General features: G+C 44.5%; 11 protein-coding genes. 7 read left to right on the top strand and 4 right to left on the bottom strand.

Features of this window, described 5'->3' with window-relative positions:
- Positions 1-255: 255 nt before the first annotated feature.
- Both CH367_RS09375 and CH367_RS09370 read left to right on the top strand, forming a co-directional pair.
- Positions 256-672 carry a hypothetical protein gene (locus CH367_RS09375; RefSeq protein ID WP_100762235.1) on the top strand — a complete coding sequence of 139 codons (417 nt, stop codon included), beginning with the start codon at positions 256-258 and terminating at the stop codon, positions 670-672.
- A gap of 86 nt (positions 673-758) precedes the next feature.
- Positions 759-1,160, top strand: coding sequence for a hypothetical protein (locus CH367_RS09370; RefSeq protein WP_100762234.1), 402 nt, complete (start codon positions 759-761; stop codon positions 1,158-1,160).
- 123 nt (positions 1,161-1,283) lie between these two features.
- Here the strand turns inward: CH367_RS09370 and CH367_RS09365 are convergent, their stop codons facing one another.
- Entirely contained in the window at positions 1,284-2,501 is a 1,218-nt protein-coding gene (locus CH367_RS09365; RefSeq protein ID WP_100762233.1) for an aspartate kinase, read from the bottom strand.
- A 123-nt stretch (positions 2,502-2,624) separates the two neighbouring features.
- On the opposite strand from CH367_RS09365, the gene CH367_RS09360 reads away from it, so the two are divergent.
- Positions 2,625-4,439: a sodium:solute symporter family protein gene (locus tag CH367_RS09360; RefSeq protein ID WP_100762232.1), complete on the top strand. Its 1,815-nt coding sequence runs from the start codon at positions 2,625-2,627 to the stop codon at positions 4,437-4,439.
- A 38-nt stretch (positions 4,440-4,477) separates the two neighbouring features.
- Here CH367_RS09360 and CH367_RS09355 read toward each other — a convergent pair whose 3' ends face one another.
- Positions 4,478-4,978: a DUF4442 domain-containing protein gene (locus CH367_RS09355; protein ID WP_100762231.1), complete on the bottom strand. Its 501-nt coding sequence runs from the start codon at positions 4,976-4,978 to the stop codon at positions 4,478-4,480.
- A gap of 197 nt (positions 4,979-5,175) precedes the next feature.
- On the opposite strand from CH367_RS09355, the gene CH367_RS09350 reads away from it, so the two are divergent.
- The 3 genes from CH367_RS09350 (at position 5,176) to CH367_RS09340 (ending at position 9,401) form a co-directional block, all read left to right on the top strand.
- Entirely contained in the window at positions 5,176-7,914 is a 2,739-nt protein-coding gene (locus CH367_RS09350) for a TonB-dependent receptor plug domain-containing protein (RefSeq protein ID WP_100762230.1), read from the top strand.
- 135 nt (positions 7,915-8,049) lie between these two features.
- A complete protein-coding gene (locus tag CH367_RS09345) occupies positions 8,050-8,799 on the top strand; it encodes a YebC/PmpR family DNA-binding transcriptional regulator (RefSeq protein ID WP_100762229.1) in 750 nt (249 codons plus the stop codon).
- Positions 8,800-8,903: 104 nt separating this feature from the next.
- Positions 8,904-9,401: a crossover junction endodeoxyribonuclease RuvC gene (locus CH367_RS09340; protein WP_100762228.1), complete on the top strand. Its 498-nt coding sequence runs from the start codon at positions 8,904-8,906 to the stop codon at positions 9,399-9,401.
- 40 nt (positions 9,402-9,441) lie between these two features.
- Here the strand turns inward: CH367_RS09340 and CH367_RS09335 are convergent, their stop codons facing one another.
- A complete protein-coding gene (locus CH367_RS09335) occupies positions 9,442-9,972 on the bottom strand; it encodes a rhodanese-like domain-containing protein (RefSeq protein WP_208861985.1) in 531 nt (176 codons plus the stop codon).
- Positions 9,973-10,222: 250 nt separating this feature from the next.
- On the opposite strand from CH367_RS09335, the gene CH367_RS09330 reads away from it, so the two are divergent.
- A complete protein-coding gene (locus CH367_RS09330) occupies positions 10,223-11,089 on the top strand; it encodes an alpha/beta fold hydrolase (RefSeq protein ID WP_100762227.1) in 867 nt (288 codons plus the stop codon).
- Between the two features lie 37 nt (positions 11,090-11,126).
- Here CH367_RS09330 and CH367_RS09325 read toward each other — a convergent pair whose 3' ends face one another.
- Complete coding sequence (locus CH367_RS09325) at positions 11,127-12,326, bottom strand: serine hydrolase domain-containing protein (RefSeq protein WP_100762226.1); 1,200 nt, start codon at positions 12,324-12,326, stop codon at positions 11,127-11,129.
- Positions 12,327-12,388: the final 62 nt, after the last annotated feature.

Raw genomic sequence — 12,388 nt, 5'->3', positions numbered from 1 at the left:
TTCCCGTTGATACGAAGAATTTTTCTCTATGTCTCATTTAAGTTTGAGGAGGGGCTTTGCCGAACACAAAGAGTCGTTTCAAAGCCGAATTTGATAAGCGAAATCGTAAAATGGAGACCAAGTTCCCGCATAAAAAAGCGGTACTCACCGATTCTTCCCCGATTAACGGTTGTCCGATCCCAATTCTTTGATAAGTTAGAATGAAATAAACAGACTTTTCGAGTTTCCTTCAATCTACTTTGGAGGTTTTAAATCATGTCGCTTTCAGCGCGCAAATTGCTTTTAAGAATCAACGGGATCATGCTTATGATCGCTTCCGTCGTCGCGTTTTTGGTTCTCGATATTCTCGGGATCTTTTTCGGCAAAGGACCGGCCCGATTCGTTTTGGAAGGCCAGGAATTTATGGGAGTCGGCGCGTTCGAGGCTCACGGACTCGCGTTTATCCTCGCGGTTCTTTTGTTTAAGGCGGAGCCGAAACGTTCCTGGCATATCGTGGCGATCGCAGTCCATTCTTTATTAGGAACAGCTAATATTCTTATGTGGGGAATTTTCGTCGCCATTCACAATTTGCCGATGGGTTACATCACGACCGGGATGCACTGGACGTTCGTCTTTCTTCAACTACTCGCCGTTTTGTGGACGGACGATGAGAAAAATTCCGGATCGATTTGAATCTTTAAAAGAATTTTCTTTCGGATAAAAATACTCGAAAGAATTCACGCGCACGAGTTCCCTTTTTACGAATACTCGGAGGTACTATGACAGTTTCCACACGCAGGTTGATCTTACGAACGAACGGGATCGTTTTGATGATCGCTTCCACGGTAGGTTTCTTTGTGCTCGATATATTAGGGATCTATTATGGGTTTGGCCCGGAAGGTCGAATTTTAAAGGGACAAGAGTTTTTAGGAATCGGCTTTTTCGAAGCGCACGGTCTGGCTTTTATTCTCGGATTTCATTTGTTCCGCGCAAAACCCGAACGAATCTGGCATTTGACCGCTATGGCGGCGCATATGACAATGGGAACCGCTAATTTACTTTTTTGGAAAAGTTTTATCGTTTCGGGAAGTATTCCGATGGGTTACGGAACTACGGGAATGCATTGGTTTTTCGTTTTGTTGCAGTTGATCGCCGCAATTCGAACTCCGAAAGAGGAATGATTTCCGTTGCGATAACTTTGGAAAAATAGATTCAAAATTTAGAATGTTCCGGATTTCTAAAATAACAAAGACCGGCTCCGTTTGGAGGTCCGGTCTTTTTTTGTCACAAGCTGTATTGTTCGGTTATGCGGAAAGGCCGAATACGTCGTGGATCTTGTTGATCGCAACCTTCGCCTGATCTTCGGGGATCACACAGGAGATTTTAATTTCGGAAGTGGAAATCATCTCGATGTTGATTCCGTTATCCGCGAGGGCTTTGAACATTCCCGCCGCAACTCCCACGTGAGATTTCATTCCCACTCCGACCGCGGAAACGATCGCGATACTTTCGTTGATCTCGGGCTCTTTCGCGTTATGCGCCTTTGAGAATCCCTGAAGGATCGGTTTCGCTTCGAGGACGTCCTTTTTAGGAATGGTAAAGGAGATCGTATTGATTCCGTTATGCGGAGAGGATTGTACGATCATATCGACAAGAATATGTTTAGAGCTCAATTCGCCGAAAAGTCCGGCGGCTAATCCCGGTTTGTCGGGAACACCCGCGATGGTGATTCTTGCTTGATCGCTTTTTGCGGTGACTCCGCTTACTTTTAATTTTTCCATGATTTTATCCTCGCTCACTACAAGCGTTCCGACGTTTTCGTTGAAGCTGGAACGAACGTGAATGACCACGTCGTAGTTCATTCCCAATTCAACGCTTCTGGAATGAAGAACACCCGCGCCTAAACTCGCGAGTTCGAGCATTTCTTCGTAAGTGATCTGCGTATGTTTTTTTGCGTTCGGTACGACTCTCGGATCGGCGGTATAAACTCCGTCGACGTCCGTATAAATTTCACATTCTTTCGCGCCGAGAACCGCCGCGACTGCGACAGCGGAAGTATCGGAACCGCCTCTTCCCAAAGTTGTGATGTTTTCTTCCGCGTCGATTCCTTGAAATCCCGCGATGATGACTACCTTTCCTTCTTTGAATGCGGAATCGATTCGGGAACGATCGATCTCCATGATCTTCGCATTGGAGAAGTTTCCGTCCGTTAATAATTTGATTTGAGAGCCCGTAAAGGAAGTTGCCGGAACTCCGATTTCCCAAAGAGCCATGGCGAGAAGGGCTGTGGAAATTTGTTCTCCCGTGGAAAGGAGCATGTCCATTTCCCGTTTAGGAGGGTTCGATGAAATTTTAGCCGCGAGATCCACGAGTTCGTCCGTGGTATGTCCCATCGCGGAAACCACGACTGCGACTTGTTGTCCTTTGTCGTGGTAAGACTTGATTCTTTTTGCAACGTTCTGGATTCTTTCCGGGGTTCCCACGGAAGTTCCGCCGTATTTTTGAACGATGATGTTTGCCATAACCTTGAGAGTCATGTTTTTCTTTCGGGACGGGGGATCAAGAGAATTCGATTTTGATTCTCCGATTTTGGAAAGAGGGTTTCGTTCTTAGGAAAGGCTTTAAAACTGACGAAAGAAGAAAATATGTTCAGTATCCTCGATTGGTCCATTCTTTCCTTGTATCTCCTCTTTGCGTTCGGCGCGGGAGTTCTGCTTTCTCCGAAAGCGGGCAAAAGTCTCGTTTCTTATTTTGTAGCCGATCGTAAACTTCCATGGTGGTGGCTCGGGACTTCGATGGTTGCGACTACCTTCGCCGCGGATACTCCTCTTGTGATCACGGGTTTTGTCGCGGCGGATGGAATTTCGGCGAACTGGTTTTGGTGGAGTTGGGCGATCGGTTATATGGCCATGACCGTTTTTTTTGCGGGTAAATGGAGGAGAATGGAAGTTCTCACCGACGTGGAGTTCGTCGAACTTCGATACGGCGGCAAACCGGCCATGATCCTTAGAATGGTCAAAGCGTTCTACTTGAGTATATTAGTAAATTCGATTGTACTCGGATGGGTTTTTAAGGCGATGTCCAAGATCACCGGTCCGTTTTTGGATTGGAAGGATCTGATCGGCGCCGACGCTTTTTCGATCGTTCAAAGCGTATGGCCTTCTTTTCTAATATTCGATTCTTTGAATAATACGATCACGGTTTTGATTCTATTTTTAGTGGTCGTGATCTACAGCAGTATGGGCGGGATTCAAGGTGTGATTCTTACCGATCTGGTTCAGTTCGCTTTGGGGATGGGCGGCGCGATCCTATTCGCTTTTTATGCGGTTTCCAGTCAGGGAGGAATTTCCGGTCTTCTCACGAAGATGGAGGAAGTTTATCCGGACAAACACGAATCGATTTTGAGTTTTTGGCCGGACTTTCAGGACGCCTCGTTGCCGTTTTCAGTTTTTCTAATATTCGTTTCCGTTCAATGGTGGGCCCAGTATTATTCGGACGGTTCCGGTTATCTCGCACAAAGAATTCACACCGCAAAAAATCCGAAGGAAGCGGAGAAAGGTTCCCTTTGGTTCAACGTCGCCAACTTTATGGTCAGAACCTGGCCTTGGGTTTTGACCGCGCTCGTCACGTTAGTCGTCTTTCCATTGCACGATCCTACGAGATATTTTTCGGAAGGACAACTCGTTGCGGGTGATCGCGAGATGGGTTATCCCGTATTGATGAAGCTCATTCTTCCGAGCGGAGTTTTGGGAATCGTATTTGCGAGTTTAATGGCGGCATTTATGTCGACGGCCGATACGCATATCAACTGGGGCGCGAGTTACCTCGTGAACGATTTTTATCTTAGATTTTTACATCCGAGCGCGGACGATAAAACTTTGGTGAGAGTGAGTCGGATTGCGGTCGTTCTGATGTCGATCATCGCGATCATCGTCGCGACTCAGATTCAATCGATTGCGAGCGCGTGGAAATTCCTTTTAGCGTTCGCATCGGGGATGGGTTTGCCTCAGATTCTCAGATGGGTTTGGTGGAGAACCAACGCATGGACGGAACTTTCGGGAATGATCACCGCGTTGATTCTTTCTTTGATCTTATATCCGATGTTTCCGGACGTCCGATCGGAATATCTTTTGTTCTGGGTTGCGATCGGTTCCGTGATCGTATCGATCGTAGTCACTCTGTTGACTCCTCCCGTTCCGCAGGAAACGTTAGACGCCTTTGTAAAAAGGGTCGAACCGTTCGGATTTTGGAAAGGGCAGGACAGCAAGGAAAAGTTGAAGGAATTTCAGGAAAGAATCGTTCTTTGGATTCTCGGGACGGTTGCGTTGTTTTTCGGAATGTTTTCCTTGGGATATTTTTTCCTTCTGCAGTTTCCACAGGGAATTTTTTGTCTGATCGGTTTCGCGCTTTTCGGAACGGTTTACTGGAAAAAAGAATTCGGCATTCGAGCCAAAGTATAATATTCTAAATTTAGAATATTGAGAACGTGTGGATCGTTTTATTTTTTGGGGATCGACACGTTTCTTTTGGAGAAGTCCGGTTTTTTGCGAACGTAGATCGTCTTGCGAACCTGCGCGATCAGAGTTCCGTTTCCTTCAAGGACGTCGATGTCTATGTCGAAATTCGTCTTTTTCTTCTGGTCGCATTCTTCCTTGATCTTTCGGATTTTTTCCGACGGAATTTTGATGTCCGCGAAAACGTCTTGTGATGTCGCTTTCACATAACGTATGGAACCGTCCGTGTCCCATAAAAGATACGGATCTCCCAGATTGTGTTTGAGTAAAAACAATGGAATCGGGTCCACAAACGGATAGAGAGAACCTCCGAAATGGGTTCCCATCAATCCTCTTGTTTTGCGATTGAGCGGAAGTTTGACCTTCATTTCCCGAAAGTCTTCCGAGATTCGTAAAACTCTTCCTCCACAACGCCAATAGACGGGCCATTGCAAAAGCATTTTGAACTGAAAGAAAAATACGGATAAAAAATTGAGTAGGTTCATAGGAAATATATAGTTTTATATCAAACTAATTGAAATAAAATGTCAATATTAAATTTCCTACCTCGGAGATTCGGCCTGGAAAAATTTCTTTCGATCTTCGAGATTTTGACCGGATTGCGTTTTGGAAGCGTTTTCCGAAGGAATTTATAGATTGAAAAACGAGTCCTTCCCTATTTTTTGAACCATTCGGGAAGAATATGAAAGAATCGGCTCCATTCACATCGACGTTGTTTTTGATTCTTTCTTGGACTTTTGTTTTCTTTTTCCATTCTCCCTTGTTCGCGCAAAAACCGTTGCAAGTCGAGGTTGTGATCACCGATGAAACCGGGAATAACGCTGTTTCAAACACCCCGGTCGTATTTCAGGAAATCGGAAAGTATCTCATCACAAACGGAGAAGGTTCGGTGAAGGTCGTTTTTCCCGCTCCGGGAACTTACAATCTGAGAATCATGACTTCCGAAAAGGTTTTTAAAAAAACCGTGACCGTGGAATACGACGGCCAGAAAAAATTTCTTTTCGTCCGTAAACCCGTTCCCGGCGAGATCAACGTCTACGGCGATAAGGATTTGGAATCTCTTTCGAGATATACCTTGAATCAGGAAGAGATTCGAAGATTGCCCGGCGCTCAGAACGACGCGCTAAAGGCCATTCAAACCCTTCCCGGAATCGCGGCGGTTCCTCCGATCGGTTTGTCTTCTTCTTCGTTTAACAATTTGGTGAACAGCGTCGGGAACTCGAATCCGTATTCGAACAGCGAACGCGGTTTTTTGGTGATGCGCGGAGGCGGAACACTCGCCAACGGTTATTATCTGGACGGTTTTCCGATGACTTATCCGTATCACCTGGGAGATCAATCTTCGGTACTAAATAATAATATTATAAAGTCGTTTAATATTTACTCGGGCGCCTTTCCGGTGCAATTTGGTTTTGCTACGGGCGGTATAATCGATATTCGCACCCCGGACGTGGTCGCTAAAACTTTCTCAGTCCTGAATTTGAACACGTTTCTTTCCGACGTTTATCATCAGAATAAAATCTCCGAAAATATATACGCGATCGTTTCCGCGAGAAAATCCTATCCGAACGTTACGATGTTGAAGTTGTATCCGGAAGGAATTCCTCAGGACGCGAAATACGCCGACTACGAGGATTATCAAGCCAAGTTCAATTGGAAACCTGGAAACAATCATACGTTCAATGTTCTTCTTTTCGGGGCCAAAGATAAACAGAAATATACGAAAGCCCAGGACGATTTCGAAAACAGTAAAAAAGAATTCTTAGGTCTTTCCACTTTGCAGGAAGCCGCGTCCGGTCGTCCTCCCGTAGGTTTGGAACGTTTGTTTCGAACGAGCGGTCTTCGTTATACGTACAATAATAAATCCTGGTTCGAAACCTCGGTATCCCTTTCGAACAATTACTTTCGAGAGAATTTCGAAGTGAACTTCAACAATCCGTTGACCGCGGAATTGATCTTCGGTCTTCAGAACGTCACCACTCAGAATATTAACTTTTTGGAAAATAATACGAGAGTCACTTTGATTGAAAGACATCTAACGTTTCGATTCGGAGGACAACTCAGGGAAAAGACGATTCAACTGCAAGGCGAGGACATCAAATCCTCGAACGCCACGTTTCTGGACTTTTTCAACAGTCTTTTGGATTCCAATCGTCAGTTCCGAGCTTTGATCGAAGGGGATCATATCCATACGAGAGAGATCGCCGGTTTTGCCGAACTGGAATTTAAGATCGGCGGTTTCAGCATTCTTCCGGGTTATAGACACGACTACTACGATAAGGTGCATGAGAAGAGGGACGCGTTTCGCGGAAGAGCGGAATATGAAATTCTCAAGACGGGTACGAAATTTTTGGCGGGAACGGGAGAACACTACAACGCTCCGTTGCAGATCGAACAGTATTCCGCGAGATCGGGAAATCCGAATCTGAAGATGGAACATTCGATTCATTCTTCCGTGGGAATCGAACAACGAGTCTCCTCCGATTATATCATCAAGGTGGAAGGTTTTCACAATCAGTATTCCAATCTTGTAACGCCGGATTCTTACGTTCAAGATCCCTATCAACCGAACAACGAAAAGAGGGACATCGTAAATCATACGGCCGACGTTGAAAAAAATCCTTACGTCATCCGAAGTATGAATTATTCGAATTCAAGAGACGGTTTTTCCAGAGGTGTTGAGTTTTTTCTAAAAGCGAATCAAGGTTCGGCGAGAAGATTCTTCGGTTGGATTTCGTACACCAATTCCGTTTCAAAAAGAAACAACCACCAACCTCAACTCACCGATGACGAGGAAAAACAAAGAACAAAAGACAATCGAGGTCATAAACTTCAGTATCAATGGCACGAGGGCGGAAATTATCTCAACTACTACGACGACGGAAAGTTCGAATTGCTCGTGGATAACGACAAACTGCTGTTATACGATTACGATAGAACGCATATTCTCAATATCGTGTTCGCTTGGAAGTTCGGTCAGAGTTGGCAGATCGGAAGTAAGTACACGTATCTTACGAACGTTCCGATCACTCCGATCGTAGGTTCGAACAAGGCCGCGGCGATCGCTTCCACGGGAATCAATTTATACAATCCGAAATACGCTGACTACTATAACTCGGGAAGATGGCCCGACTTTCATCAGCTTGATATTCGTATCGATCGTTTTATGAATTATCAATGGGGTTACGTGAACACGTATATAGAACTCATCAACTTTTTCGGAAATAGAAATCAGATCAGTCAAACATTCAATAACTTCGGAGCTTATTCCAGGGACGCCGTGACCAATCCGCTAACCGGAATAACAACTCCGAGCAATCCCGCTCCCGTCTACAATTCCAATTACATCGAGTCTACGTCGATCGGGGGAAAGGTGAAATACTATCCCTTGATCAGTATCGGAATTATGATCAAGTTTTAGGATTTTCCGATCCGACTCGGCCATCGCGCCGAAAAGGATGGACAGAATGTCTTTTTTTTGATTTCTGGAAAGTATCATTTAGAATCAACCTTGCTTGATTCAGTCATCAAAAGCATTTCATAGGGGATAGTAATCATGTCCGGACATTCGAAGTGGGCAACGATCAAACGTAAGAAAGACGCGATCGATTCCAAACGCGGAGCCATTTTTACCAGAGTAGGAAAAGAAATCACAGTAGCCGCAAAGATGGGAGGAGGAGATCCGGAAGGAAATCCGAGACTTAGACTCGCGGTACTGAAAGCCAAGTCAGTGAACATGCCCAAAGACAATATAGAAAGGGCAATCAAAAAGGGAACGGGAGATTTGGAAGGAGTCACTTACGAAGAGTGTCTCTACGAATGTTTCGGACCCGGCGGAATCGCGATCATGGTATCGGCGGTTACCGATAAAAAATCGAGAACAACTCCCGAGGTCAAAAGTATTCTCACCAAGTTGGGAGGTTCTCTCGCAACTTCCGGATCGGTGAGCAGACTTTTTGAAAAGAAGGGAGTGATCGTTTTGGAATCCGCTCAGATCGGAGAAGACGAACTCGTCGATCTCGCGGTCGGAGCCGGAGCTGAGGACGTGATCAACGAGGGAGAAGTTTACAGAGTCATCACCGCTCCCGACGATTATGAAACCGTTCTTCACGCATTGAACGAAAAGGGACTCAAAGCGGAAGAATCCGAAATTCGGTATATCGCTTTGGTCAGTTCGGAAATTGCGGACAAGGAAGTTGCAGAAAAGATAATGAAGTTGATCGATCAACTCGACGGACACGACGACGTTACTTCCGTTACTTCCAACTTCGAATTGGCGGCGTCGCTCGAAAAAGAATTTGAGTGATCCTCTAAAAAATCCTTCCATCGTTTCTCCCTTCCTTCTTCGGAAAGGGAGAAACGGATCTTCCCGCCTTTCTTTTATCCTATTTTCTTTCCGGAGTTTTTAACTTGAGAATTATCGGGATCGATCCGGGTTCGCATAGGGCCGGTTATGCGGTTTTGGAAAAAGCTTCTTCTAAGATCCGAATTCTTACATACGGAACCGTCGAGGTTCCTTCGGGAACTCCGAGTCCCGATAATCTTTTGATCCTTCGCAAAGGTCTTGCGGATATATTGGAAGAATACAAACCTTCGATCGCTTCGGTTGAGGAAATGTTTTTTGCGAAGAATAAAAAAACCGCGTCGCGTGTGTTCGAATCCCGAGGCGTTCTTTTGCTTACTTTAGCAGAATTGAATATTCGAATTTTAGAACCTACCGTTTCTCAAATCAAAAAAGGAACAACGGGGAGCGGGACCGCAGACAAAAAACAGATTCGTCAAGCGTTGAAGATTCTTTTGAACGTGGATCTTTTGAAAGGTCATGACGATTCTTGGGACGCGGTCGCGGCCGCCTACGTTGGGCTTTCGATGAGTTTCAGCCCTTTGCTCGGGACTCGGATTCGTTAGTCGTCGTATCTCCGACAACGAACGATTAAAAAAAACTGGATTACTCTACTTCGCTTCCCTCGAAAGGAATCTTTGTCGTTTTGACGTCCAAAAGCGGACCGAGTTCGTAGACATTCTGATAACCGTACGCTTTGAGCGAAACGAAGGTGGAAAGATTTAAAGACGCGGCGGGAGCTTTTGCGGCAAAGGCTTGCGGACTTCCGGTGAAATTGTTATTGCAGTATATTAGAACTTTAGAATGTAAATTCGGAATTACGTGAGCGAGGGATTCTTTCGTGAACTCCGTAAACGGAAGACTGACCGCACCTCGAATATGTCTGAGTTTGTAACGGGATTCGGAACGCGCATCCAAAAGAACGACGTCTTCGTTTTCGATCATCTTTAAAAAATCCTCTTCCGTAAGGCGTTTGGCCTCTCTTTCTTCCGAGGAGGAATTGACCGTATTTTGAAACGTTTTGTAATCGATGAGCCGATTCGGAATTCTGTTTTTGGATTTGATCACCGTTTTCTCCTTCCCGATTAAAATGCCGCTTAAACAAAAACCCGTTACCAAAATCAAAAGAGTTCTCATAATTTCCTCCGAATCGAATTTGATCTTCGGGTTCGAAAAATCGGATGTCAACCCGGTTTTTCAAAAGCGTTCCATACGGATAACAATCGATATCGATTTTCTTTGAACGGAATCGGTTCCCATCTTTATAAAGTAATCTTTACGAAGTCGCCGAATTTAGAATGAACGGTTAACGTGTCTTATTGTAAAAATATTTTCAAGAAAGTAGCTTTCTAAAAATTGGTAAATTCGAAACACCGGAGGTTGAAACGTGAACCAGAATCGAATCGAAGGTTTTGTAAAATCCAAAGAATGGAATCTTCAATATATCGCCGAAGGACAAGGTCCGGATCTTTTCGTAATCGGAAGCGCGCTTTATTACGATCGAAGTTTTTCTCAAAACCTCCGCAATTCTTGCAGAATGATTTTTGCGGATCATCGGGGTTATGCCGAAGGAAGTTCTTCTTCGAATAAGAATGATTTTTCCCTGGATATCATTTTGGAAGACATGGAACGAATTCGAAAAGAACTCGGTTTGAAGCAGATGATTTTACTCGGACATTCCGGTCACGGCTATATGGCTTTGGAATATACAAAAAAATATCCGCAAAACGTATCCCATCTGATCCTGATGTGTACGGCTCCCGATCTTTCTAAAAAAAGTCACGAATTGATCGAATCCTATTTTCAGGAGAATGCCTCCGCGGATCGTAAAGAATATTTCGAAGAACGTATGTCCAAACTTGGAGAAGCGATTTCGAAAGATCCGCAAAACGCATTCAAATTATTTAATGTGTATGCGGGTGCGAGAAGTTGGTACGATTTCAAATATGATTCTTCCTGGCTATGGAAGGATATTCCGGTGAACACCGCCTTCTTCGATCATGTTTGGGGAGAAATTTTTCGGGACATCGATATCAAACCGGGACTCGATCGGATCGAAGTGCCCGTTTATCTCGCCTTGGGAAAATACGATTATCTGATGCCTCCCGCTCATCTTTGGGAATCGGTCTTACCGCTTTTTAAAGATATTACCCTGCGCTATTTCGAGAAGAGTGGACATACACCTCAGCTCGAAGAACCGGGAGTTTTCGATCGTGAAATTCTTTCTTGGTTAAAGGAAAAGAAGGCGTTCTAAAGGCGCCTTCTTTTTGTTTGAACTTCGCTTAACAAAATCAACGGATTGCTTGCGAGATCGATCTTGCAATAAAAGGCCATTGATAGTTTTGATCCGGCTCGCTTCCCAGGCGAACGATTACAGTATTCGTCGCCGGAGAAACGTAGATCAACTGACCCAGATTGCCTCGAGCCATAAAATCATAGGATTGATCCGGATTTTTTAAACCCCACCAGTGGTATTTATAATAACCGCCTAGTCTCGGCCAAAACGGAAAGACCTTCCATTCTCTTGTATCTTTCGGATTTGGAGAGGTCGCTTCTCTGATCCAATGTTCGGAAAGAATTTTTTTGCCGTTCCAATTTCCGCGATTTAAAAACAAAAGACCGAAACGCGCAAGGTCGACCGCGCTTGCTTTGAAGCCGACGAGGGTTCTTTCGAAACCTTTTTCAACGCTGTCCAACGTCCAAAAGGAATCGAACTCCATTCCCATGGGTTCCCAAATTTTTTTCTGAGTATATAAGGAAACGTTCATGTTCGTTGTGCGTTCTAAAATGATTCCTTCCAAAATCGGATAATAGTCATTGTAGTTGAAGGAATCTCCGATCGGATTTTTACCGGCCTTTAGCGTTGGAACGATTCCTCTCAAATCATTTCCGTAAAACGTTTGAATATCGGGTGAGAATGGAATGAACAGAAAGAAAGTATCTTCGATTCTTTGATAGTCGATCCCCGAAGACATAAGCATCAAGTCGCGAATCTTCAAAGAATCCAGTCCCTTGTTTTTTAATTCGGGTATATATGTGATTACCGGATCGTCGACGCTTTTGATTTTACCTTCTTCGATCGCGATTCCGATCAACGTCGATAGGATCGACTTGGAAACCGAGAATACCGAATGAACCGAGTTTCTTTCGGAGTTCTTTCCGTATTTTTCGAGAACCACCTTGCCGTCTTTGACGACGATTAAAGCGTCGGTTTTTGTACGTTGAAATAGATCCTCCAAGGTGGAAGATTCTTGTCCTTTCATCGTTTGGAAGCTAAGAATATTAGGAAAAGTGAATTCTTTGTTTTCGGGAAGATTTGAAACGGGAGGAGAGGTGGGGACTTTTTTTACGGGGAAAATATCGTTGGTTTTTGTATTCGGATAAACGTTTGTGATCGCCCTGTAGTAGGTTCCGTTCGAATCACAACCCGTGAACAAAAAAACACAAACGCAGACGCACGCGGCCGAAATCAAAAACAATTTTCGATTCATCAAAACCACTCCGGAATTTTTTTGTTAAGCGACATTTGGAATCCGAGCGAACTTTGATTAGA

The organism is Leptospira barantonii, assembly GCF_002811925.1.
GTDB lineage: Bacteria > Spirochaetota > Leptospiria > Leptospirales > Leptospiraceae > Leptospira > Leptospira barantonii.
The sequence above is the reverse complement of the archived record's forward strand: the minus strand, read 5'-3'. Positions and strand labels throughout refer to the sequence as shown.